Annotated in this window: 25 protein-coding genes; 9 read left to right on the top strand and 16 right to left on the bottom strand. The window is 61.4% G+C overall.

Going from position 1 to position 23745, the window contains the following annotated elements:
- Positions 1-24 precede the first annotated feature (24 nt).
- The 3 genes from E6W33_RS12590 to hemN all read left to right on the top strand — a co-directional run bounded on the left by E6W33_RS12590 (position 25) and on the right by hemN (position 2506).
- Complete coding sequence (locus E6W33_RS12590; RefSeq protein ID WP_136417664.1) at positions 25-381, top strand: DUF59 domain-containing protein; 357 nt, start codon at positions 25-27, stop codon at positions 379-381.
- 25 nt (positions 382-406) lie between these two features.
- The gene (locus tag E6W33_RS12585; RefSeq protein WP_136417663.1) at positions 407-1021 is read left to right on the top strand and encodes an FmdE family protein; all 615 of its coding nucleotides are present in this window, start codon (positions 407-409) and stop codon (positions 1019-1021) included.
- A 93-nt stretch (positions 1022-1114) separates the two neighbouring features.
- On the top strand, positions 1115-2506 hold the full coding sequence (gene hemN / locus E6W33_RS12580) for an oxygen-independent coproporphyrinogen III oxidase (protein WP_136417662.1): 1392 nt from the start codon (positions 1115-1117) through the stop codon (positions 2504-2506).
- Positions 2507-2524: 18 nt separating this feature from the next.
- Here hemN and E6W33_RS12575 read toward each other — a convergent pair whose 3' ends face one another.
- Genes E6W33_RS12575 through E6W33_RS12555 form a run of 5 tightly spaced genes read right to left on the bottom strand, consistent with a single transcriptional unit; the run spans position 2525 to position 6729 of the window.
- Entirely contained in the window at positions 2525-3166 is a 642-nt protein-coding gene (locus tag E6W33_RS12575) for a hypothetical protein (RefSeq protein WP_136417661.1), read from the bottom strand.
- 5 nt (positions 3167-3171) lie between these two features.
- Positions 3172-3849 (bottom strand): SCO family protein, encoded by a 678-nt coding sequence (locus E6W33_RS12570; protein ID WP_136417660.1) that lies wholly within the window; start codon positions 3847-3849, stop codon positions 3172-3174.
- Positions 3827-4417, bottom strand: coding sequence for a c-type cytochrome (locus E6W33_RS12565; protein WP_136417659.1), 591 nt, complete (start codon positions 4415-4417; stop codon positions 3827-3829). Before E6W33_RS12565 ends, E6W33_RS12570 begins: the two co-directional genes overlap by 23 nt.
- 48 nt (positions 4418-4465) lie before the next feature.
- Positions 4466-5062 (bottom strand): cbb3-type cytochrome c oxidase subunit II, encoded by a 597-nt coding sequence (locus E6W33_RS12560; protein WP_136417658.1) that lies wholly within the window; start codon positions 5060-5062, stop codon positions 4466-4468.
- Entirely contained in the window at positions 5047-6729 is a 1683-nt protein-coding gene (locus E6W33_RS12555) for a cbb3-type cytochrome c oxidase subunit I (protein WP_136417657.1), read from the bottom strand. The genes E6W33_RS12560 and E6W33_RS12555 overlap by 16 nt, the downstream gene beginning before the upstream one ends.
- A 403-nt stretch (positions 6730-7132) precedes the next feature.
- Between E6W33_RS12555 and E6W33_RS12550 the strand changes: the two genes are divergently transcribed.
- Positions 7133-7960 carry a c-type cytochrome gene (locus E6W33_RS12550; RefSeq protein WP_136417656.1) on the top strand — a complete coding sequence of 276 codons (828 nt, stop codon included), beginning with the start codon at positions 7133-7135 and terminating at the stop codon, positions 7958-7960.
- Between the two features lie 26 nt (positions 7961-7986).
- On the opposite strand, the gene E6W33_RS12545 is transcribed toward E6W33_RS12550, so the two are convergent.
- From E6W33_RS12545 to E6W33_RS27035, 9 genes are all read right to left on the bottom strand, one after another.
- Positions 7987-8898 carry a COX15/CtaA family protein gene (locus tag E6W33_RS12545; protein ID WP_136417655.1) on the bottom strand — a complete coding sequence of 304 codons (912 nt, stop codon included), beginning with the start codon at positions 8896-8898 and terminating at the stop codon, positions 7987-7989.
- The gene (locus tag E6W33_RS12540; protein ID WP_136417654.1) at positions 8895-10328 is read right to left on the bottom strand and encodes a cbb3-type cytochrome c oxidase subunit I; all 1434 of its coding nucleotides are present in this window, start codon (positions 10326-10328) and stop codon (positions 8895-8897) included. Before E6W33_RS12540 ends, E6W33_RS12545 begins: the two co-directional genes overlap by 4 nt.
- Complete coding sequence (locus E6W33_RS12535; RefSeq protein WP_136417653.1) at positions 10325-10819, bottom strand: hypothetical protein; 495 nt, start codon at positions 10817-10819, stop codon at positions 10325-10327. Before E6W33_RS12535 ends, E6W33_RS12540 begins: the two co-directional genes overlap by 4 nt.
- Positions 10812-12446 (bottom strand): hydrogenase iron-sulfur subunit, encoded by a 1635-nt coding sequence (locus E6W33_RS12530; RefSeq protein WP_168798631.1) that lies wholly within the window; start codon positions 12444-12446, stop codon positions 10812-10814. The genes E6W33_RS12535 and E6W33_RS12530 overlap by 8 nt, the downstream gene beginning before the upstream one ends.
- A gap of 13 nt (positions 12447-12459) precedes the next feature.
- A complete protein-coding gene (locus E6W33_RS12525; protein ID WP_136417651.1) occupies positions 12460-13266 on the bottom strand; it encodes an SCO family protein in 807 nt (268 codons plus the stop codon).
- Positions 13254-14120, bottom strand: a complete 867-nt coding sequence (gene cyoE, locus E6W33_RS12520; protein WP_136417650.1) for a heme o synthase — start codon at positions 14118-14120, stop codon at positions 13254-13256. Before cyoE ends, E6W33_RS12525 begins: the two co-directional genes overlap by 13 nt.
- Before the next feature lie 88 nt (positions 14121-14208).
- Positions 14209-15915: a cbb3-type cytochrome c oxidase subunit I gene (locus E6W33_RS12515; RefSeq protein ID WP_136417649.1), complete on the bottom strand. Its 1707-nt coding sequence runs from the start codon at positions 15913-15915 to the stop codon at positions 14209-14211.
- Positions 15916-15926: 11 nt separating this feature from the next.
- Complete coding sequence (locus E6W33_RS12510; protein ID WP_136417648.1) at positions 15927-16472, bottom strand: cytochrome C oxidase subunit II; 546 nt, start codon at positions 16470-16472, stop codon at positions 15927-15929.
- A 10-nt stretch (positions 16473-16482) separates the two neighbouring features.
- The gene (locus tag E6W33_RS27035; RefSeq protein ID WP_168798630.1) at positions 16483-16656 is read right to left on the bottom strand and encodes a hypothetical protein; all 174 of its coding nucleotides are present in this window, start codon (positions 16654-16656) and stop codon (positions 16483-16485) included.
- 525 nt (positions 16657-17181) lie between these two features.
- On the opposite strand from E6W33_RS27035, the gene E6W33_RS12505 reads away from it, so the two are divergent.
- The 5 genes from E6W33_RS12505 (at position 17182) to E6W33_RS12490 (ending at position 20906) form a co-directional block, all read left to right on the top strand.
- On the top strand, positions 17182-18975 hold the full coding sequence (locus tag E6W33_RS12505; RefSeq protein WP_136417647.1) for a diguanylate cyclase: 1794 nt from the start codon (positions 17182-17184) through the stop codon (positions 18973-18975).
- Positions 18976-19225: 250 nt separating this feature from the next.
- Complete coding sequence (locus tag E6W33_RS27030) at positions 19226-19372, top strand: hypothetical protein (RefSeq protein ID WP_168798629.1); 147 nt, start codon at positions 19226-19228, stop codon at positions 19370-19372.
- Positions 19373-19444: 72 nt separating this feature from the next.
- Entirely contained in the window at positions 19445-19846 is a 402-nt protein-coding gene (locus E6W33_RS12500) for a hypothetical protein (protein WP_136417646.1), read from the top strand.
- A gap of 22 nt (positions 19847-19868) precedes the next feature.
- On the top strand, positions 19869-20324 hold the full coding sequence (locus tag E6W33_RS12495; protein ID WP_136417645.1) for a hypothetical protein: 456 nt from the start codon (positions 19869-19871) through the stop codon (positions 20322-20324).
- A 111-nt stretch (positions 20325-20435) separates the two neighbouring features.
- Positions 20436-20906: a DUF1801 domain-containing protein gene (locus E6W33_RS12490; RefSeq protein ID WP_136417644.1), complete on the top strand. Its 471-nt coding sequence runs from the start codon at positions 20436-20438 to the stop codon at positions 20904-20906.
- An 80-nt stretch (positions 20907-20986) separates the two neighbouring features.
- Here E6W33_RS12490 and E6W33_RS12485 read toward each other — a convergent pair whose 3' ends face one another.
- Positions 20987-22540 (bottom strand): cytochrome D1 domain-containing protein, encoded by a 1554-nt coding sequence (locus E6W33_RS12485; protein ID WP_136417643.1) that lies wholly within the window; start codon positions 22538-22540, stop codon positions 20987-20989.
- Positions 22537-23739, bottom strand: a complete 1203-nt coding sequence (gene nirJ, locus E6W33_RS12480) for a heme d1 biosynthesis radical SAM protein NirJ (protein ID WP_136417642.1) — start codon at positions 23737-23739, stop codon at positions 22537-22539. Before nirJ ends, E6W33_RS12485 begins: the two co-directional genes overlap by 4 nt.
- Positions 23740-23745 lie beyond the last annotated feature (6 nt).

Raw genomic sequence — 23745 nt, 5'->3', positions numbered from 1 at the left:
TCGACACACTGAGCGAGAATCAACATGGAAGCAAGCAAGGACATACTGGCCAACGAGGCCGAATCCGGCGTGAATGAAGACGAACTGAGGTCTGACATCATCGCCGTGCTGCGCACGATCTACGACCCGGAAATCTCGGTCAACATTTTTGACCTGGGCCTGATCTACACGCTCGACATCGATCCCGAGGGCCATGTCGAAATCGAAATGACCCTGACCGCGCCGGCCTGTCCGGTAGCGGGGACCTTCCCCGGCGTGGTCGAGGGGCGCGTGGCCGAAGTGCCGGGCGTGAATTCGGTGCATGTGGAACTGGTGTGGGAGCCGCCGTGGAGCATCGATTCCATGACGGACGAAGTCAAGCTTGAACTCGGACTGTTGTAAACATCTTTCAAGGTAAAAAGACCATATGAGCTACCCGGCATTCTTCGACCAGGCGCCTGCCATCACTCTGCATGACGGGCTCTCGCAATTCCTCGGTGCGTTTTCCGACGGCTTGATTACTTACCACTACATTGACGCGGTGCGCCTGGCCGGACACTCGTGCCCGACCGTGGCCGGGGCGTACCTGATGACGCGCCGCGCGCTGGCACTGTTGTACCCGGACCAGACGCCGGAACGCGGCAAGGTGCAGGTGCGCTTTGCTTCGGCGGCCGATGAGGGCGTGACCGGGGTGATCGGAAGTGTGGTGAGTTTGATAACAGGCGCGGCAGGGCCGGGTGGCTTCAAGGGGATCGGCCGCAACTTCCGGCGTCAGGACCTGATGTATTTTTCCTGCGCGATCGAGAGCGAAGCGAGCTTCGAGCGTGTCGATACCGGTGAGTCGGTGCAGCTTGCCATGAACATGGGCCGGGTGCCGGGCGATTCGCGGGGCGGCGGCTTGTTGAGGAAACTGCTGGAAGGCGTCGCCACGCCGCAGGAAGCGGAGGAATTTGCCACGCTTTGGCAGGACCGCGTACGGCGCATCCTGATCGAGCATGCAGATGACCCGGAGTTGATCTCAGTCAATGCAGCCACAGTCTGAGGCCACGGGGAACTTGTCCCGATCAAATACTGTCGCACGGCAATCGCAAACTTGCGGCAAAATACGCTGCAAGACAACCTTTTGGATACGCCTGTGACATCTTCCCTGCCAGATATCGAACTGTCCGAAGAACTGATTCGCAAGTTCGACAAACTCGGTCCGCGCTACACGTCCTTCCCGACGGCGGACCGTTTCAACGCCGGTTTTACCGACCAGACCTACCATACCTATCTGGCGCAGCGCGCCGAAGGCCGTACCAATCCGCCCTTGTCGATCTACCTGCATTTGCCGTTTTGCGAATCGCTTTGCTATTTCTGCGCTTGCAACAAGATCATCACGCAAGACCATGAGCGCGTAACCGAATACCTGCGCTACCTCGACAAGGAAATGGCGCTGGTCGCGTCGCACATCGGCCCCGATCGCAAGACGGCACAGCTGCATCTGGGCGGCGGCACGCCGACCTTCTTCAATGCCGACGAATTGCGCCAGCTGATGGCCATGGTGGGCAAGCACTTCGAATTCACGCCCGATGCCGAACTCGGTGTCGAGATCGATCCGCGCACAGTGCGCGACGGCACGCTCGACATGCTGGCCGGCCTCGGCTTCAACCGCACCAGCTTCGGCGTGCAGGACTTCGACCCGGAAGTGCAGAAGGCGGTCAACCGCATCCAGCCGCTGGAAATGGTCGAGAAGGCCGTGAGCGACAGCCGCAAGGCGGGTTTCCAGTCCATCAACGCCGACCTGATCTATGGCCTGCCCAAGCAGACGCTGGAAAGCTTCAGCCGCACGCTCGACAGCCTGATCCAGGTATCGCCCGACCGCATCGCGCTCTACAACTACGCGCACCTGCCCAGCCGCTTCAAGGCGCAGCGTCTGATCGTGGCCGCCGACCTGCCGTCGGCCGAGGAGCGCCTGCAGATCTTCCTGATGTCGACGCGCCGCCTGCTGGAAGCGGGCTATGTGTACATCGGCCTGGATCACTTCGCCAAGCCGGATGATGAATTGAACAAGGCGCGCCTGGACAAGACGCTGCATCGCAATTTCCAGGGCTATACCACGCGCGCGGAATGCGATCTGATCGGTTTTGGCGTGTCCGCCATCGGCAAGGTCGGCAGTTCCTACAGCCAGTCAGTGCGCACGGTGAAAGCGTATTACGAGCATCTCGACCAGGGCCGCCTGCCGGTCGAAAAAGGCTTTGAACTGAGCAAGGACGACCTGCTGCGCCGCCAGATCATCATGACCCTGATGTGCAGTCTGCCGCTGGAATTTGCGGACATCAATCGCCAGTACGGGATCGATTTCGAGAGCTATTTTGCGCCCGAGATGAGCATTCTGAAGCAGTACGAGGATGCCGGCCTGATCACCATCGACCGCAGCGGAATTCGCGTCACGCCGAAGGGCCGCCTGTTCGTGCGCGCAGTCGGCATGGCATTCGACAAGTATCTGACGCAGCCGACCACGTCCACCTATTCGAAGCTGATCTAAGCACCGTGCATCCGTCGCTTACGGATGCCCGACCTTCACCACTTCAGGGGCGGCTTGCTGTCCGCCCCTGAAGAATTCCCTCACCGACGCCTGTCCCAGGCACCACAACACCGGAATCACGACAGCCAGCGTGACCAGTCCGGTACCTGCCAGCACCTGATCGTCAAGCAGATAGAAATTGCAGAGACGCGTCGACGTGTCCTGAAAGAGCATGCCGGCGATCGCCATCATCGATGCGAAATTGCCAAGGAAGAAAAGCTGAAGAATGGTGTTGGCGCGCGACAGCGACGCGGGCAGCACGAAACCGGCGACGAGCAGCGAGGCGAACTTGCCGGTCTCCATCAAGCCCGATGCGACCGCGCTGTCGAGCGCCTTGGGAATCATCCAGTAGGCACTCGCCAGCAGGAACACCGCCAAGCCGGTCAATCCATATTCGTCCCACGAACCCGCGTGGCGTGCAATGGTGCGCAGGCCGGGCAGGCGCGCCAGAAAACGGTTGAGCGAGACGCCTGCGATCAGCAGCATCGGGATCTGCACCAGCATATGGCGCGCCATGGTCTGCTCAAGCGGCTGCCTGCATGCGATGGCGATGACCAGCAGCAGGCTGCCGAGCATGGCCCATGCCGCTGCTTTCATGCTGCTGGAAAATTGGGAATGCATGGTCTTCACGACACTGCTCCATGGCGTGCGCCGGAGCGGCGCGCGGCCGCGAGTGCATGTGCCAGCGCGACCTCGGGCTGGTCATAGTCGATGATATGCGCCAGCCGTCCGTCGGGCGTCAGGATGTGGAAGGCGGCATTGTGCTGGAATTCGCCGAGCGGCGCGGGTACCACCGTGATGCCGAAGGCATCGAGCAGCTTGCTGCGCTGTTGCGTGTCCGTGATCCGCGCGAAGCGCCAGTCGCCGGCATCTGCGTGCATGCGTTTCGCATACCCGGCCAGCGCAGGCTGCCCGTCATCCGGATCGAAGCTGATGCTCAGCAGGCGGATTTGCGACTCCAGGCCGTCGGCCTTGATCCTGTCCTGAAGTTGCTGGAGTTCGGTGCCGACAACCGAACAGATGGTATTGCAGCGCGTGTAGAAGAACACCGCGATGGTCGCGCGGCCATCCTCGTGCAGCGCCTGTGCCAGCGGCAGCGCGCTGCCGTCCTCGTACTGGATCGTGGTCGCGGGAAGATGCCGCGGATGCTCCTCGATCGCCAGACGCCGCCCGTCTTCCGTCGTGAAGACGCGGAAGCCGTCCGTCACGGTGTGAACCGCGACGGCGGCGAGCGCGGCCACGAGCAGCAGCGCCAGTAATGTCTTTACCGGCGCGCCGGCATCACTTGAGTTTACCCAGCTCATCGTCACCGTTCCACGGCGTCTTGCGGTCCTTGCTTGCCTCGCGCGCGGTCTTCACCGCAGCGGCGTCGATCTTGCCCGCGCTGTTGCCGAAGTTGGAGCGCACATAGGTGAGCACTGCGGCGATTTGCGCATCGTCCAGCTTTTCACCGAAGGCCGGCATCGCGCCGTTGTAGCTCGTGCCTTTCACCGTCAGCTTGCCCGAAATGCCATGCAGCAGGATGTTGGCGGCGAGCGTGTCCTTGCCGATCACCCATTCCGACCCGGCCAGCGGCGGGAACACGCCGGGCAGGCCGGCGCCGGTGGCCTGATGGCAGGCAGCGCATTGGGCACCGAAGATCTGTGCACCATCGGCCGTGCCGCCTCCGGCCTGCGCCATCAGATCGGTCCTGGTGCGGTTGTCGCCCAGTGCGGGATCGGCATTGGGGCGCGCCATGAAGATGTAGCCGACGGCCCACAGCAGCGCGAGGCTGACGATGACGATCACCTTGCGCGGCACCGGCGTTCCGCTTTCATGCGGATCGGGATGCTCGCGCATCTGCGCGGCGGTTTGCTTGATGTCCTGAATCATGTATGAACTCCGTATGGTTTTCTTCGCAAGCGGCGCTGCTACGATTTGCTATTTATTCTTGACGTCATCCGCCGTGATGGCCGGATAAGTGTGGTCAAGTCCGAGCAGGTACTGCACCAGGTCCATCGCTTCCGGCTTGGCGATCACCACTTTGCCGGGCGGCGCGTAGCCTGGCGGCAGGTTCACCACACGGTCGCCGCTGTCGGCCTGGTCCTTGACCTCGAACAGGTAAGGGTAGGACGGCATGATGCTGCCCGGCGTATAGGCGCGCGGCTGGTAGAGGTGGCCGAGCTGCCAATCGGCGCTCGGCTGGCGCGCTCCGATGTTGAAGAGATCGGGGCCGGTGCGCATGGTGCCGAGCAGGTGCGGGCTGTCATAGTAGTAATCGGCGGCGACCGAGGCGCGACCCCAGCCACGCTGGGTGTCCGGCGCCTGCGCCTTGTCGCGCGGCTGCTGCGAATGGCAGTAGATGCAACCGTTCTTGATGTACTGCTCGCGGCCGCGCAGTTGCACCGAGGTGTAGGGCTTCAGGCTGGCCGCGGGCTTCAGGTCGGACAGTTGCAGGTAAGGCACCACGACCAGGGTTGACGTGGCAAGCGCCAGCGTCACCATGGCGCCGGTCAATAATTTCAGTTCGTTTTCCATGAATATTCTCGCGGCAGGGAGACAACGGGAGCGGGAGTGTGCAGCAGCGCGGCGCCGATGCGGCGCGGGCCGTAACGCAGGGCCATCGCGATGAAGTGGAACGCAAAGACCAGGTGGCCGAGCGTCATGATCGCGCCGCCAACGGAACGGGCTTGCAGGTAGGGCAGGGTGACGGTGACCGAATCCATGAAGGGCTTGGCGGCATCAAGCATTGCCACGCCTTGCAGCCAGCCGCCGATGGTCAGACCGACCACGTAGATCGAGAAGCCGGCCACGACCAGCCAGAAATGCGTGGCGATCAGTTTCGGATAAGGCCATTCCCAGGCCATCACGCGCGGCATCACGAAATACACGGCGCCGAACATTACCATCGAGAAGAAGCCGTACAGCCCGAGGTGCGCGTGTGCCACGGTGTAATGCGTGAAGTGGGTGATGGTGTTGACGCTGCGCAGCGCCTCCAGCGAACCCTGGATCGAGCTGACGGTGTACATCATGCCGCCGAGCACGATGAAACGCAGCGTCGGCGAATAGATCAGCGCCTTGAAGCTGCCGCGCATGGTCAGATGCTGGTTCACCGAGAACGAGATCACCGGGATGATCATCATCACGCTTTGCACGATCGACAAGGTGATCAGCCAGCCGGGCACCGGACCGCCGATCAGGTGGTGTCCGCCGACCTGGCCGTAGAAGAAGGCCAACGTCCAGAAGCCGAGCAGCGACAGGTTGTACGACTGCACCGGACGGCCGATGATTTTCGGCAGGAAGTAATACACCGACGCCAGCGCCATCGGCGTGTAGAACAGGCCGAGCACGTTATGGCCGAACCACCAGTTCATCGTGGCTTGTTCGACACCGAAATGCAGGCCCGGAATATTGCCGATCAAAAACAGCGTGGGGAACCAGAACAGCGCGGCACCCATGTACCAGATCGATACATAGAGATGATCGACGCGGCGGTTCTGCAAGGTGAACACCAGCGGCAGCGCGACCAGCAGGCCGCCGACCACCAGCAGGATGTCGACTTGCCAGGGAATTTCCAGCCACTCCATGCCGTCGTTCAGGCCGACCGCGATGCAGCCCAGGCCGGCGATCAGGCCGGCATTCCAGATCATGGCGCCGAGCACCGCGAAACGCCCGCCGATCAGCGGCGTTTTCAGCAGGCGCGGCAGCATCCAGATGGCGATGCCGAGCGCGGCCATCGGCGCCCAGCCGTAGGCCACTGCGTTGAGGTGGATGGTGCGGATGCGGCCGAAGGTCAGCCATGCCTGATTGACCAGCCAGTCGGGTTCATGCAGCTTGATGGAGCTGATCAGGCCGGCGCTGGAGGCGACGATCAGCCACACCACCGCACAGGCCAGGAACACGAAGGCCACGAAGGCGGTCGACTTGTCGGCCTCGATGCGCTCGGCCAGCTCGTTCGACAGGCTCGCTTCCTGCGCCGCATTGAGTGCCGGTCCACCGTGCGCGATGGTGGCATCCTGCAAGCCGGCGCGTTGCGCGGCGTCGGCGGCGGGCTCTTCGATGCGGCCAACCTCGCCCGGCGAGAAAATCACATGCGCGGCGGCTGGGTTGTTGTCGAACAGCTTCTTGCGCAGGGACCAGATAAAAAAGAACAGTCCTGTAATGGACAGAACAAAAGATGACAGCAGTATGGTGGCGGTGTCCATAATCCTGAAGATGAAGGGTGGGGGAATGCCGAACGCCGCGTTTTCGAATTGCTTTGAAAAACCTTGACCTGAGTCATTTGAGAAACGCGGTATCTCGTGCTAAAGCGGAGGCATTATAAGATATATGAAGAATGCTTGTTTAAGCGAACGCTTGAATTATTCTTCTAATAAAAGTCGGCACGCGCACCGACCATGCTTGATGCGACCGTCTTGTTGGCAAAAAAGCCAGAACTTTTGATATTGCGGCCCGGTCATACTTTCACGCGATATAGATCGTCTTTACATCAGCGATTGTCGCGACCAAGAGGTGAGGCGCTTGCCGACGCCCGGTAATCCGACGCCTGCTGTTGCGCCCTCGTTGCCATCGTTGTATAGCGGGAGTCCATTTTGCAGGGAGAAGATCATGTCCCTACGTTCGCTTGCCTTGCTTGTCCTGTTCGGCGCCATGTCCAGTCCGGCCGTTGCACAGACCGCGCAGGCCCGGGCAGAGTTCAAGGTGCCGGACGAATCCACCATTCCTTCCGGGCCGCAGGGCGACGCCATCCGCAACGGCAAGCTGCTGCTGACGCAAACGCATCAACGCTTGCCGAAGAATGTCGGCAACAAGCTGACTTGTTCGAATTGCCACCTCAATGCCGGAACCATGTCGGGCGCGTCACCCTGGGTCGGCATCTGGGGCGTATTCCCCGAGTACCGTTCGCGCAGCGCGAAGATCAATTCACTGCAACAGCGCATCAACGATTGCTTCCAGCGCTCCATGAACGGCAAGGCATTGCCCTGGGACTCGCAGGAAATGAATGACATCCTGGCCTACATGCAGTGGCTGTCGAGCGGCGTTCCTGTCGGCATGAGCGTCAAGGGGCGCGGCTTCGTCCAGATCAACCGGGATCTGAAACCGAATGTGGAGAATGGCAAGGCGGTATATGCGGCCAAATGCGTGAGCTGCCATCAGGTGGACGGACAGGGGGTGAAGAATCCCGACGGCAGCTATGCCTTCCCGCCCTTGTGGGGCAAGCAGTCCTTCAACGTCGGCGCTGGCATGGCACGCACCTATACCGCAGCCGCCTTCGTCAGGCACAACATGCCGCTCGGCCAGCCGGATACGCTGACGGAGCAGGAAGCGGTTGATGTTGCCGAATACTTCACGCATCAGGCACGCCCGGACTTCCCGGACAAGGCGAAGGACTGGCCGAAGGGCGACAAGCCCAAGGATGCGCGTACGGAAGGCTGATATGTGCCGGCGGTTCCGGCCCGTCCTCAGCTCCGGTGCAGCCGGTAGTCCACGTCGATCAGCTTGACCAGCAGCAGCGCGGCGACGATGTTGTGCATCACGCCGATCAGCACTGCGCGGCCGGCGATGATCGTGGCCATGCCGAGCAGGAGCTGCAGTGCGAGCAGGGCCAGTAAAACAGGGGCGGTGCGATTGAGACCACCGGCGGAATGCCGAAGGCGCAGGCAGAGCATGACAACGGTCGCCAGCAGGACGAGCGCGACCGCCACGTGCACCGCACTCAGCCAGTTCACCGCCTGCAGCAGGTCCGCGTTGCCGGTGGAGTAAATCCTCGTCGGGTTGAGTGCCTTCCACGTCGCGACGTCCGGCCACAGCATCAACTTGCCGGCTGACGTCAGCGCCTTGCAATCGATTTCGGCAATCAGCCCGGCTACCCAGCTGCCTATCCATACCTGGAAGGCAGCCACCGAGCGCGCAGTCGATGCGAGCTTGCTCAATGCGCGTTCCGGTCGCTGGTAGGATTCGCGCGGCACGAACTCCAGCCTCAGGCGCCAGAACAGGGCCATCAGAGCCATCCCGCCGACGACATTGCCGATCACGACGGCGGGCACCACGCTGCCCGAAGTAAAGCGGCCAAGCACAGCGAGAAAAATCGTCAGGACCCAGAGCAAAGCCAGCAGGACATTACGGCTGCGCACGACCGGGCGGCAGCGCAGCACGAAGAAGGAAATCGCGATCAGCAGCAAGCCGACGGATGAAGCGCTGACCCGATGCATCACGCGCGACATCAAGGTGAGCGTGGCGGGAAAGGCGATGTTGGTGCAACCGTTGTGTTCGATGCGGATGAAGGCGCTGGTGGACAGCACAAGGAGCATCAGGGCCGCGGCAAATCCGCACAGGTTCGCTGTCAAGCGGGCATAACGCGCATCACTGTTCATTCACCCTCGCCGTGTACTTTGGAAGTCATCGCCTTCAGAACGATGACCAGGAAGATGATACCGCCAATCACGGCGATAAGTCCGCCAAGCCCCATCAAGCCCATGCCTGCGATTTCCTGCGTGCTGCGCAGCACCTGCTCGCTGCCCGCCACCTTGCGTTGCACGCCGTAGCCGCCGGACCAGACCAGCCCGACGATGTGCAACAACTGGCCGACGCCGTAGACATACGGCTGCAATGCCGCCATGCGCGAGGACGGCTGCCGATAGCCCAGGCGGGGCAGCAGATGATAGGTGAGGCCCATCAGCGCCAGCGTCACGCCGACGATGCAGCCGTGGTAGTGCGCCGGAATCTTCACATTGCTGCCGTGGATCAGGAAGCCGATCAGGCCGCCTGCTGCAAAGAGCACCAGCGACGACACCAAGGCCGCGTGCAGCGGCTTCTGCTGCGGCGTCAGCGCACGGGAACGATAGCCGGCGAGGCTGACGATGACGGCGAGTCCGAGCGGCAGGATGGGCAGTCCGCCGCCGAAGCGCATCAGCCAGGTCAGCAGGTTGCGGTGTTCGACCGAGGCGACGTCATAGGCGAGATAGATCGGCGGCACCGCGAACACCGATGCCAGGCCGATGGCGAACAGCAGCAGGGCAACGCGCGGCGTGAGCGGCACTCGTGCGCCGCAGGCACTGGCCAGCCAAAGCCAGGCCACCAGCATCATCAAGGTGTAGGTGAACTGGATCACATGGCCGCTGCCCCAGAACAGCAACTCGTAGTACGCCTTCGCCTCCAGTGCGGACGGCACCTTGAGCAGCGACCACACCAGCGCGAACAGCGCGACCGCGGTCGACACCGCCGCCGTGTTCAGGCCGAAGGACAAGGCCGCCTGCCCGTCCGGACGCGTGCCCACCTTGGGTGCGCTCAGCAGGCTGCGCAGGGTCAGCAGTGCGATGCCGATGCCGAACACGATCAGCCCGCTCATGAACATCGGGTCTTCCAGCACCGGCACGTAGTTGCTCATGATTGCGCCGCCACGTCCGAAGAAGGGCGCCAGGCTCATGATCGCCGCGCCCAGCGCTGCGCCGGCCCAGCCGCTCCATGCCAGCGCGAGCCGGCCGCGTTCGCCGTTGATGCTCCACAGCAGTCCGGCGAAAGCAAGAAACCACACCAGCACCGACAAGTCCACATGCACCACCAGCGCCACATGGAAGAAGTCCGCGACCGGAAACAGCTTTTGCAGGTAGGGCGTGCGCGACAGCACCAGCAGCACCGACAGGATGCCGGATACGATCAGCGAAGCCAGCGCCAGCCACAGCCATGCGCGTGCCAGCGTGCGGCGTTCGTCGCGTGCAACCGCGAGCGAGAAATCGTTGGCGGAGGGGGCAGTGGCAAGGGCGGCCGGAGTGGCTGCGGGAGAGGTATGCGTGCTGATGTTCACTTGATGATTACTCCACCTTGTTCATGATTGAAATCGATGACCAGTACTTGCGTCGGGTGCAGTTGCACGACTTCGCTGCGCTGGTAATTGAAGCCTTTCACCCGCACCGAATCGTTGAGGCGCACCGTGATGCGATGTTCGCCGGCCGGCGTCGTGAAGCGGCGATACACGCTCGACGCGCCGTCGTGCGACAGTCCTGATGCCGGCAGCACTTCGCGGTACAGCGGCTTGCCGTCAAACTCGACCTCGATCGTGACCGGCGAGCGCTCGCGCGGGCAGACCTGCGCGGCGCGCATATTGCGCGACAGCTTGCTCAGTTCGGCTGCGCTGCGGTCGCGGCAGTCGCCGACCAGCTGTCCGGTGTGGCTGATGCTCAGGCGGATCAGGGCCTCGTTGCTGCCGAGATGCCGATAGGCTGGCGCGCTCGACAGATAGCCGACGCCCAGCATGAACACGGCGAACAGGGCACATCGCGCGATCCATTTAGTCATGATGCTCTCCCGCGCTTGTCGATTCTTCCGCTTCGCTCGCATTCGGCAGCGGCGCAAGCTTCAGCAAATCCTCGCGGAAGGCGTCGATTTCCCCGGCCAGCTTGTGCGACTCGGCAAGACTGCCCGAAGACAGCCGCAGGCGCGTCAGGTCGATGTTATTGCGGCGCAGATGCGGTTCGCGCTCGCCCGCGATGCGTTGCCGGGTCCAGACATGGCCGAGGCGGAATTCGCATTCGCCTTCATGGCATCCGGTGATGAACACGCCATCTGCGCCATTGCGCAGGGCGAACTCGATGAAGGAAGGCGGCAACTGCCCGGTGCACAGCAGGCTGACGGTCGCGACATCCTCGCTCGCCAGCTTGTTGACGCTCATGCCGCAATCGCAGCCAAACACCACGATGCGCGGCTGCTTGCCGGTCAGGCCGTGCAATGCACTTTCCAGTTCCGAGCGCAAGGCTTGCACCGGGCGCTGCGGCATGTCGATGCCCGTCACCAGTTCGCCGATGCTGCGGAAAGGTGTGGAAGACGGGCAGGCGCCGGCGCAGATGCCGCAGGACGCGCACAGTTCCGGATTGACCACCGCCTGCATTGCATGCCGCGCGCCATCCGTGCGCGGCTGCATGATGACCGCCGAATACGGGCAGTCGTTGAAGCAGCGTCCGCAGCCATTGCAGTTGTCCAGGTTGACCACGGCCACCGGCGCGCGCTTGCGCCTGAACAGGAGCGGAATCAGCAGCAGCACCAGCGTCGATCCGACCAGCAGCGCCCACACCGGGCCGGGCGTCCAGGCGTACAGCAAGGGATAAACCGTCAGGTAAAACCAGTCGAGCGGAAGAACCGCAGGCGCCACCATCATGTCGGCCGGCGCCATGCTGACCGCAGGCTTGAGCAGCGACAGCAGCATCAGTCCGGTGAAGGTGCCCCAGCCCAGCATGCGCGAGGGTTTGGTCTTGGCGCGGCTGATGCGCTGGATGTGGATCCACATCCCGGCCAGCAGCAGCAGCGGCAGGCCGATGTGCAGGAACACCAGCAAGGAAAAGAAGCGGTCGCTGATCGTTTCCGGCGTGAGGAAGTTGCGCACCATCGCGCCGCCGAACACCGGCAGCCAGTCGAACAGTTCGGCCGTGCCCACCGCGATGAATTGCGCAAGCTGGTCCCACGCCAGCCAGTAACCGTTGATGCCGCTGGCGAAGGCCAGCCAGATGAGCGGAATGCCGCTGACCCAGGAGAACCAGCGGAACCCGGCATAGCGCCCGTACAGGAATTCGCGCACCAGGTGCAGCGTCATGGTCACCGTGAAGGCATCCGAGGCATAACGATGCAGGCTGCGGATCACGCCACCGAAATACCATTGCGCGGTAATCGCCGCGACCGACTGGTAGGCGCCGTTGACGCCGGTGTCGAACACGATGAACAGGTACAGGCCGGTGGCCGCGATGATCCAGAAGAAAAAATAGGACAGCGCACCGAGGCTGTGCCAGGGATTGTGCACGGTGCAGAAGGCGCGGTCGAACGCTCTTTCGATGAACTGCAGCAAACGCAGCGCTGCCGGAAACGGCGAGGTGGTCGGCTTAGTTGCAGGCCTTGGTGCAGGCTTGTCGGCCTGCTTGACTGATTGTTCCGTCACGTTGAATCTGCTCCTAAACCTTGCGCTGGCGTCTCCACTCACTGACCAGCATCCATGCGACGCTGCCGAGTATGCTGGCGCCCACCAGCAGACCGACGATCACTCCGTAATTGGCGCGATAGGTGCCGGTGCCGCCGTCGTACACGGTGCACAGCAGACGCACGCGCACCAGCACGCCCGACCAGCCGGACGGTACCGGGACCACGCCGTGGTCGATGTCGCGCAATGCCGCGACGATGGCCTGCGCGTTCAGGCTGTCGCCATACAGTTGCCGGTAGATGCGGCCGCTGCGATCGAGCACGCTCAGCTGCGTGATATGGTCAAAACCCTTCGGCGTGGCGAGGTAGCTGAAACCGAAGTCGCGCGTCAGTGGCGCCACGGTTTTGAGATCCGGGCTGAGGAACTCCCAGTTGCGCGCCGTGACACCGAGTTGCCGCGAGAATGACGCCATCGCTTCAGGTGAATCGAAGGGCGCGTTGAAGCCGATCGTGACCGTGTGAAAGGCTTCCGTTCCCAACAAGTCCTGCGTCGCATTCACCGCCTTGGAAATCAGCACGGTATCGCTCGGACAGACCTGGAAACATCCGGTGTACACAAAGCTCACCAGCAGCGGCTTGCCGCGATAGGACGACAAGCGCACCGGCTTGCCGGTGCGGTCGCGCAAGATGTAATCGCCCGGCGTCGTGCCGATCGCGGCCTGGCTGGTCTGATAGACCGCCTGCGGGTCGAGCTGCGCCTGTTCCGCCGCGCCGGCATGCCATCCTGTGGACAGCATCAAGGCGGCGATCAGCGCTTTCGATTTGTTTGCTAGTGCCGCCATACCGCATCGGCGACGGCCGCGGTGATCAGCACGGTGAGTTGCAGCAATGAGGCGTGGAAGTTGACCATTGCGCTCGCGCGATCCGGACGCCGCGCCAGGCGCACGCTCTTGTCCAGGAAATACGCGCCGCCGATCAGCGCCCCGGCCAGGTAGATCGGGCCGGCGCCGAACCACATCGGCAACAGCGATGCCGACACCAGCGCAATCGTGTTGGCCAGCACCACCCGCGCGGCTGCCGGCACGCCGATCACCACCGGCAGCATCGGCACACCCGCGGCCGTGTAGTCGTCGGCGCGCGCGATCGCCAGGCTCCAGAAGTGCGGCGGCGTCCACAGGAACAGGACCAGCGCCAGCGAGAGGGAAAGCGGCTCCGGCTGCGGGTTGACCGCCGCCGCGCCCGCCATCACCGCGAAGCTGCCGGCCAGTCCGCCGACCACGATATTGAGCCAGGTGCGGCGCTTGAGCCAGACGGTATAGACCACCGCATAGAAGAATGCACCGAGAAACACATACAGCGCCGAGACCCAGTTGAGCGCCCAGCCGGTCGCCAGCGTCGATCCGATCACCATGATGGCAATCAGCCACAGCCAGTGCGGGCCATGCCTGAGCGTGCCGGTGACGAAAGGGCGGTTGCGCGTGCGCGTCATCTTGACGTCGATGTCGCGCTCCACGTACTGGTTGAAGGCGCCGGCCGCCGCTGCCGAGAACAGCACCATCATGCCGATCAGGGCCGCTTTCCATGCCGGCGCATGGGAGCCCGGCGTCATGGCATATCCGGTGAGAGCAGTCAGCGCGATCACCACGCCGATACGGAGTTTGAAAACGTTGAGTATTTGTTTGATGGGGTTGCTCATGTCGGCTGCTCTCCAGGGGAATTGGGACATGGATGCCATCGCGGGCTCCACCTTCCTGCGGAAAGCGGAGCCCGTGGCATGCAACCTGTCAGCTCATGCCCCACACCTGGGACAGGTACTTCCAGTTGATGAAGTAGTACAGGACGAAGGCAACCAGGAACACCATCGCGAACACGAAGGTGCCCGGTGCGGCGAAGCCGGCAATGCCGACGCCGCCATGGCCGCCGACCGAAGCGGTCACCGGCGTGACGACCGGGGTCGGCTTGTTGCTTAGCGCGCCGCCTTCCAGCTTGCGGCCGAACAGGATTGAGCAGACCGTGATCAGGATGTAGGCGCCGCCGCCGATCACCGCTGCGACCGCGCTGATGCCCACCAGCGACATCAGCAGATAGGCGCTGCCCGGGAATTCATAGGGCAGGGCCGTGCCGGCGAAGGAAATGTCCCAGTGGCGGCGCGGCACGCCGAGCGTACCTGCGCCCATCATCACCAGCGAGAACACGCTCATGCCGATGCCGAACAGGTAAGGCTGCCACTTCGCCAGTCCCGAGAACATGATTTCGCGCTTGAACAGCACCGGAATCAGAAAGTAGGTCAGCGACATGAAGGCCAGCGTGGTGCCGATCACGACGGTTGCGTGGAAATGGCCCGGCACGTAGATCGTGTTGTGGATGATCAGGTTGAGCTGCTCGGTACCCATCATTACGCCCGAGATGCCGCCGAGGAAACCGAAGCCGACCAGCGAGATGAACATGCCGGAGAACACCGGATTGCCCCATGGGGCCTTGCGGATCCACTCGAACAGACCCTTGTTGAAGCCCTTCTCGCGCTGCGCCACTTCGATCGCACCCGGAATGGTCAGGCCGTGCACCATGGAAGCGAGCACCGCGAGATACATCGCATAGCTGGTGTTGAAGATCTTCCATTCGGAGGAAACGCCCGGATCGACCAGGATGTGGTGCGCGCTGGCCAGTTGCAGGAAGAAGATATACAGCAGGAAGGCGGTGCGCGACACGCGCTCGGACATCGGCTTGGCGCCGAACACGATGGCGGCAATCGCATACCACACCGAGATGTGCGCGGCGACGTTGATCTGCTGCGACGAATGGCCGAAGGCCCACCAGATCACGCGATACATCAGCGGATCGATCGCCTTGATGTAACCGACCACCCACAGGAAGGTCGGGATCAGGATGATCGCGCCGGACGCAATCGTGAACACCGCGATGATGGCGGCCGTCATGGCGCCGAAGGTCACTAGCGGAATCGAGCCGGTGTAGGTCTTCTCCGCCTTGGCGACGACCAGCGTGCCGAAGAAGATGAAGCAGCCGATCAGCGCGCCGACCGCAAACAGGATCAGGCCCAGATAGAAGGCCGGGCTGCCCTGCATCGGCACATACGAGGTCATCATCACGCTCGAATTGCCCTGGAAGATCGCCACGTTGGTGGTGATCCCGCCGATCAGCATCAGCGCAAACGCCAGCCACGCCATGTTGGGCGTCGCCAGCCGGCATCGCAACAGGGTGGAGGAGCAGAAGTACAAGACCGCGATCTCGAAGAAGATGATCCAGAACACCAGCATGTCGAGGCCATGCGCGGTGAGTACCAGATAGAAGGTATCGGCGGGCAGCAGGTGCACCGCCGGCCAGCGGGTCAGTGCGATCAGCAGCGCCAGAATGCCGCCGATCAGCAGGAACACGACGGCGGCAACGGCGTTGGCCTTCATCAGGTTTTCTGCCGAGGTATGGAACTGCAGCCCCGTCCGCGGACAGGTGCGGAAAGTCTCTTGGTTAGCCATGGGCATCCCCCTTATTTGTTCACGACATAGAGGCGGTTGACCATGGTGTGATGGCCGATGCCGCAATACTCGTTACAGACGATGGAATAGGTTCCCTCCTGGTTCGGCGTCACGGTGACCACCATGTCGTAACCGGGAATGACCTGCAGGTTGATGTTCGACGGCTGCAGGGAGAAGCCGTGCATGTAATCCATGGCCGACAGGTGCAAACGGTAGCTCTTGCCCTTTTCCAGTTCGAGGATCGGCCACCATGCCCACAGGCGGGCAACCAGATAGACGTCGCTGCCCGCTGGCGGATGCACCACCGGGATCTTCTGGTCGCTCTCGGTGCGCACCGTGTATTTGTCGACCATCTCCTGCGCCTTCTTGCCATGGGCTTCGGGCGAGATGCGGTAGGCTTCATTCGACAGGTTCTGCTTTCCGGTCACATGCCAGTACGGCATCATGAAGAACATGATCAGGCACCAGAAGAAAGCGATCGCAATCCAGGTTCCTTCGACGCGGTCCAGCGGCTGTTTCCACCACAGCCTCGTGGTTGGCGGATGTATGGCGCTCATAGCAGTCTCCTTATTTCGCGATCGGGATCGTCACGATTTCCATGATTCCCCACATGGTGTAGAACACCGTCGGAACGGCGACACCGATGAACAGCAGCAGGAACGGGTTATCCAGGATCTGCTGCATGATGGGAACACGCTCTTCCGATTCTTCGTTGGTATGCAACTCAGGATTTGCAGACATCGTTTCCTCCGTGTGGCCGGTTATGCGGCATTGGTTATATGGAGCGGCGCGGATGCGCCGATATGATCGAAATCAGGAACGTAGACGTTTGGCAAGATAGAAGTTACGCAAGCGCCAAACGAAAAAACATGATACGTATCAAGAAAAAAGAAAAAGTCCTGGTGCTGGAAGGCCTCGATCGGGCTCTCGAAAGACGGCTTTGTGCGCCGCGGGAATTTGGTAATAGCGCGTCATGAAGCGGGCTCGCCATCAGGATGTGCGACGAAATCCGGAGCGTTTTGCTGCGTTGCGCTGACAGAAAAATAACGTCGCAAAGCGCCGGCATGCGAATGCCGGAAAAGCGACAGGAGCGCATCACAAGGGTTTGCACTCGGACCAAACTTGTCGCGTTTTATTTGCACAGCGGAAATATCAATGCTAAGGTTGGCTTCACTGCTGCACGGCCTTGATGAACGCGGGTGAAACATTCGCGCCGGGCGCCGGCACGATATCCCGATCTGAACAAATATCACTACGGCTGACGGAATGAAGCTGCTGACCGGAGCCTTTTCCGACCTTGGCGAACTGCATGCCCTTCTGGGACAGGCGGATCTGCTGACATCCGTGCGTGCTGCGAAAAGCGTGCTGGTGCAGGTCTACAACAGGGACGAAGACATTCAATGGATCACCGAGATCATGGATGCCTTGCGCGCGCTGCGCGAAGACATCGTGGTGGTCGGCGCAAGCACCTTCGGTCATATCAGTCGCGGCCAGGTGTGCGACGCGCGGTCCGTGGTGTCACTGTCCTGCTTCGATACCGCCGAACTGGTCCTGATTGAACAGGACTGCCATGCCGGCGAGGAGGCCGACGCGGCAACGCGCCTGGTCGATGCGCTCGGCGACAGGATTGCTTCCATCAAAGGCGTGCTGCTGCTGGCCACGCCGCTGGCCTTCAATTGCGATCTCCTTCTGGCGTCCATCAACACGGCGTCGCCGGGGCTTCCCGTCTTCGGCGGCGGCTCGGCGGATATCTCGCTGAAGCGGATGCTGGTCTTTTCCCGGCATCGCATGATCCACGCCGGTTTCGTTGCGGTTGCACTATGCGGAGGCACGCTTGAAATCAGCCGAGCGGTGCATCTCGGCTGGCAACCGATCGGACGCAAGCTGACCATCACCCAGGCACAGGGCTCGGTCGTGTCGATGATCGACCACAAGCCCGCGATCGACATCTACAAGCGTTATCTCGGCATCGATTCCGGAGACAACTTTTTCCTGAACGTCATGGAGTTTCCCCTGCTGGTGGAACGGCATGGCGAACTGCATGCACGCGTCCCCTACCAGGTGCGCAAAGACGGCAGCATTCTGTTTACCGCCGAATTGCAGGAAGGCGAGGAAGTGCATTTCGGCTACGCGCGGATCGAGTCGATGAAACAGCGCGTGCAAGCGCTGGAGAAGGAAGTGCGCGCATTCGGACCGGAAGCGATCCACATCTATTCCTGCATCATGCGGCATTTCGTCCTGCAGCGCGATATCGACCTGGAGCTGTTGCCGTTCGAACGACTGGCACCGACCGCCGGCTTCATCACCGCGGGCGAATTCTGCAGCCGCCCCGACGCGGCCGGACTGCGCAATGCCGCCATGGTCGTGGTCGCGATGCGCGAATCGCCGGCTCCCGGCAAGGCGATGCACGCCAAGAGCGCGCCCGCCGACGAATCACGCAACCTGTACGAAGACAACCACATGCGCATCCTGCTGCGCTACCAGCACTTCGTGCAGGCGATCACGGAAGACCTCGAGAACGCCAATGCGGAACTGGCCCGCCTCGCCGAGCGCGATCCATTGACCGGCCTGTTCAACCGGCGCGCGCTCAACGGCGTGATGCAGAACGAACTGGAGCGCAGCCGACGCTACGGAAAATCCTTCAGCATCATCGTCTGCGACATCGATCACTTCAAGCGCTTCAACGACGTTTACGGCCATCAGGCGGGCGACACCGTCCTGAAGGAACTCGCCATCGAGCTGCAGGCCGAGGCGCGAGCGAGCGACGTCGTCTGCCGTTTCGGCGGAGAAGAGTTTGTGATCGTCATGCCGGAAACGCGGGCCGAGGATGCTGCCGAGTTCGCCGAGCGCGTGCGCCGCGCGGTCGAAGCCTTGCGCCTGTTCCACCAGGACGCCCCGCTGCCACCCACCACCATCTCCTTCGGCGTCGCCGATTTTCCCGGCAACGGCGCCAATGCCGACGAACTGGTTTCGGCAGCCGATGCGGCTCTCTATGATGCGAAGCGTCAGGGGCGTAATCGGGTATGCCGCTCGACGCGGACGGCGGATGAGAAGAAGTGAGTCGGCACAAGCGGTGGAATGCATAAGCTGGCATGGCTAACAGACTGTCCAACTGACTGGATAAGTTCAATCTGGTTGGCCTTTTTGTTGCCGATAATGCAATCCCGGCCTAAACTGGGCGGTAAATGAAACGGCACCGATGGTGTCCGGCTTCCCGGTTTTGTATGTTTCCCGTTAAATCAGCCGATCTTTCGAAGCCAGGCCCATGCGGCTTGGAGATCGCTACTTGGATCCTTTAATGGAAAGTCTGATGGACAACAAGGCCGAGGGCAAGAAACGCCTGAAAAGGGAGCTCGACGATACGCCGACTATGTACGCGCTACCTCTTGGGAAAATTATCGTCTTGGCTGTGTGCGCAGTGGTATTTGGCTTAATCAAGCTACTCTTCGAAAGATGACTCGAGATTTAACTTGCAGTTGCGCATTGACGTGCAAGCATGCATTCCCGTGAACAAAGACATTAAGTATTTATGCGTGTAGAAATCTTCGTTATTGCACTTGCGCTTGGAAATACTGCATGTGCGCAGTGTCCGCCTGTAGATGCTCTTGCCAAGCAATACGGCATTACCTATGCGGGTATAGAGAAAGATGTGCCTCGAACGTCGGAGCCGGAGCAGTTTAGAAATCGCGATCAGACCTCCGTGCTGGTTCAATTCGAAAGCCATGCGAGTCATGTCAGGGACGGTTTTGAGCATATGGCGCTCATCGATACAAAGAGCAAATTGGCCTGGATATTGCAGACAGGCGGATTTGCTGGTGTTCATCAATGGTATGGGCCGGTCACCATAACAGAGACCAACTTCTCTGGCTGCCCTGACAGTGCCATCGTGACTCGCAATTTGGCCGAGACGCCGAACGGCACTCGCCAATAGTCCATTAAATTCACCTGTTTGTATGGCACACCCTAAAAAGATATTCATTTCAGCGCTGATTTTCTTCTTGATTGCGGTCGGTGCCGTTTACTTGCTATACCGCTACCAGAAGACCTATTCTTTCGCGCCGGACCGACCGGAACAGGCAGTTCTTGCGAGGAGACACGCTGAATGCGCCGCCTTCTTCTATGTGATGAACAGAAGAGAAATCCAATCGGCGAAGAGCGACATTGCCAAGCTCACGGGAGCAGGAGCTGGCATGTTCAGGACTCACGCCCAGTCCGGACTGAACTTTTCGCCCGACAAGGCTGCATTTCAGGCATCTGTTGAAGAATCGATTCAGAAATTTTCGGATTTGGTTGTCGCTACAAAGGACTCGGATCGACTAAACGAACTCGTGACTGCGAAGGAGGCTTCTTGTTATCGGCTGATTCGCGAGACGGCGGAGTTTGTGAGTGAGGTTAAGAGAAATGAATAATCGAATTACTGGGGGCGTATGAGTAAAGAATTCAACGCATCAATTGACACGGGTCACTTCACCACCGGCCATCTTCAGGATTGAGTGCCACAACAAGTTGGAGCATGAACCATGCCGCTGAAATCAAAGAAAAGTGATCCAAAGACAGGCGCGGAGTCCGCGACCGCCATCACAGCCTCCGATCTCATCGACGAGCGAATCCGGTCCGTCGGCGGCTGGCGCGCCGAGACGCTGACCGAGGTTCGCCGCCTCATCCACGAGGCCGATCCGGACATCGTGGAGGAGTGCAAATGGGTGAAGCCCAGTAGTCCCATGGGCGTACCCGTATGGTCGCACGCCGGGATTGTCTGCACCGGCGAGGCCTACAAACAGACGGTGAAGCTGACCTTCGCACGGGGTGCTTCCCTGCCGGATCCGCAGGGCCTCTTTAATGCGAGCCTCGATGGAAACACGCGCCGCGCCATCGATATCCGGGAGGGAGAAGTGCTCGACGCCGAGGCGTTCAAGGTCCTGATCCAGGCCGCAGTCGCGGAGAACCTCCGGATCAGTGCCGCGAAGTCACCGGGGCGTGGCAAGAAGTGAGCCGGTAATCACGCTGGAAGCACGCATGATGTGCAGCCGGCCGCAACAAGCATAGCGCTTGCGGCCGGCTTCCGACGCACTCAGTGGCTTGTGCCGGACGAGCGCGTGATCTTGTTGTAGACGTTGTACTTCCCCGAGGGTTTCTTCATCGGCAGGCGTTTCACTTCCTTCAGCGTCTGCGCATCGTAGATCACCAGCTCGCCATCGTTTTCCCAGATGCTGACCAGCGCATACTTTCCGTCACGCGTGAATTCGGTGTGCGCGGCTACCTTGCCGGGGCTGGGGCGCAGAAGCGCAATGACTTCCAGCTTCTGCTTGTCGATGATCTGGATCACGTCGCGGTGGTCCTTGCTGTTGAAGGCGTCGACCCACGCGTAGGGCGTATTCTCATGGCTGCGCATGAAGAAACCCGGACCGAGTGTCTTGATGTGCTTGATGGTCTGCCAGTTTTTCATGTCGACCACCGTCACAACACCGTCCTTCAGGTTCGGGCTGGCGAGCACCGGTCGTCCATGGTATTCCCAGCTGATGCCGGAGCCGAGATGCGGCATGCCGGGCAGGTCGATGCTGGCGATCTTGCGCCGCACATTTAAATTGACCACCTGGCCGCGTCCTTCGCGCGATGCGCCGATCATGTTGTCGTAATGCGCGTCGAAAAAAAAGTCGTCCAGATAGTCATCCAGCTCGATGCGGCGCGGCGGAAACGGTCCCGGCGTAGCCAGCGCTTCGGCCATCTTGTAGTCATGCACGAAACCCTCGTACACCGGCGGCGCCTTTTCGTCATAGCTCAATTCCCACACTTCGGAAATATCCTTCATCGCCGCGACGAAGCTCTTGCGCGGCGCGGCGTCGTACACCGCTGACACGCGCGAGCTCTTGCCGTTGCGGTCCTTCACCTCGATCACCTTGATCGGCGTCAGGTCCTTGGTGTCGAGTATCACCAGCGTGTGCGGCAGGTAATTCGCGACGATCGCATAGCGGCCGTCGCTCGACACCGCCAGGTTGCGCGCATTGATGCCGGCGCGCACTTCCGCGATCAGCGTCAGGTTCCAGATATCGTACTTGGCGATCCAGCCGTCGCGCGACGCGAAATAGACGTAGCGTCCGTCGGGCGAAAATTTCGGTCCGCCATGCAAGGCAAAGCGCGTCGGAAAACGCACGATCGGCTCGAACTTGTCGCCGTCGAGAATGGTCGCATGATGGTCGCCGAGTTCGACCACCACGAACAGGTTGAGTGGGTCGGCCTTGAACACCGGCTTGTCGGGCAGGCTGCCCGGTGCGTGGTATTGCAGGCGTGAGGCGCGGATTTCATTGATGCCCCAGGTCGGCGTGACCGCCGGCGGCGTGTAAATGTAATCGACGAGCTGCTTGATCTCGTCCGTGGTCAGCTTGTCGGCAAAGGGCGGCATCTGCGTTGCGATGCGGCCTTCGGAAATCGTCTTCACCGCTTCGGGGCGGCGCAGGCGCTCCAGGTTGCCCGGCAGGAGGGCAGGCGCAATCGCGCCCAGCCGGTCAGGCCCGTGGCAGGACGCGCAATGCGTTTGAAAAAGTGTTGCCGTGTCCGTTGCGGCCGACGCCATTGCGCTGGCGCAGGCGAGCACGGCTGCCGCGAAACTCGTCAAGCCTTTGCTCATGCTGCACCTGCCGCGCGGATCTTGATATACGGTGTCATCTGCACGCGTTCACGCGGTCCCGACAGGCCGATCTCCTCGTCGCTCAGATAGCACGCCGGGTCTTCCTGCCACGGATCGCCCGTCAGCTGCAGCGCGCGGATGCGGGTATTGCCGCCGCACACATCGAGATAGCTGCACTCCGCGCAGCGCCCCTTGACGGGACGCGGGCTGGATTTCAGGCCGGCCATCAGCGGGTCGGAGGTATCGCGCCAGATATCGGAGAACTTGCGATCGCGCACATTGCCGAGATTGTGCTGCCACCACATCGTGTCCGGATGCACGTTGCCGAGGTTGTCGATGTTCGCCACGTTGACGCCGGACGCATTGCCGCCCCATTGCGACAGTTTCGCGCGCAGGTGCGCCTCGCGCTCCGGCATGTGCCGCCGCACCCAGTGCAGCAGGTACACGCCGTCCGCATCGTTATTGCCCGTCACGAATTCCTTCTCGATGCCGTTTTTCACGTTCTCCCAGCAGGTGTCGAACAGCAGATCCATTGCATTGCGCGTGGTCTGCAGGAAGGCGTCATGTCCGCGGTTCTTGTTGCCGCGCCCCGCATAATTGAGATGCGACAGGTAGAACTTGTCGATGCCCTCGTCGTCGACCAGCTGCAGCAGCGCAGGAAGGTCATGCGCATTGTCCTGTGTCAGCGTGAAGCGTACGCCGGCGCGTATGCCGACCGAGCGGCACAATCGCACGCCATGCAGGGATGCATCGAAGGCGCCTTCCTTGCGGCGGAAAATATCGTGCGTCTCGTGCATGCCGTCCAGGCTGATGCCGACATAGTCGAAGCCGGCCGCCGCGATCTGGTCGATATTGCTGGTGTTGATCAGCGTGCCGTTGGTCGAGAGGCCGACGTAGAAACCCATCTTCTTCGCATGCTTTCCAACTTCGTAGATATCCTTGCGCAGCAGCGGCTCGCCGCCCGAGAGAATCAGGACCGGCACGCCGAAGGCGCGCAAATCCTCCATCACCGCATAGACCTCGTCGGTGCTCAGCTCGCCCGCAAAATCCTTGTCGGCCGAGATCGAATAGCAGTGCTTGCAAGTCAGATTGCAGCGCCGGATCAGATTCCAGATCACTACCGGACCGGGCGGATTACGCTTCGGACCCATCGGCGTCGGATGCGCGAGTTCGCGCATGTATTGGCTGATACGAAACATGGTGCT

The sequence above is a fragment of the Herbaspirillum sp. ST 5-3 genome (assembly GCF_004804275.1).
Lineage (GTDB): Bacteria > Pseudomonadota > Gammaproteobacteria > Burkholderiales > Burkholderiaceae_D > Noviherbaspirillum.
Note: the sequence above shows the minus strand (reverse complement) of the source record. Positions and strands in the feature narration are given on the sequence as shown.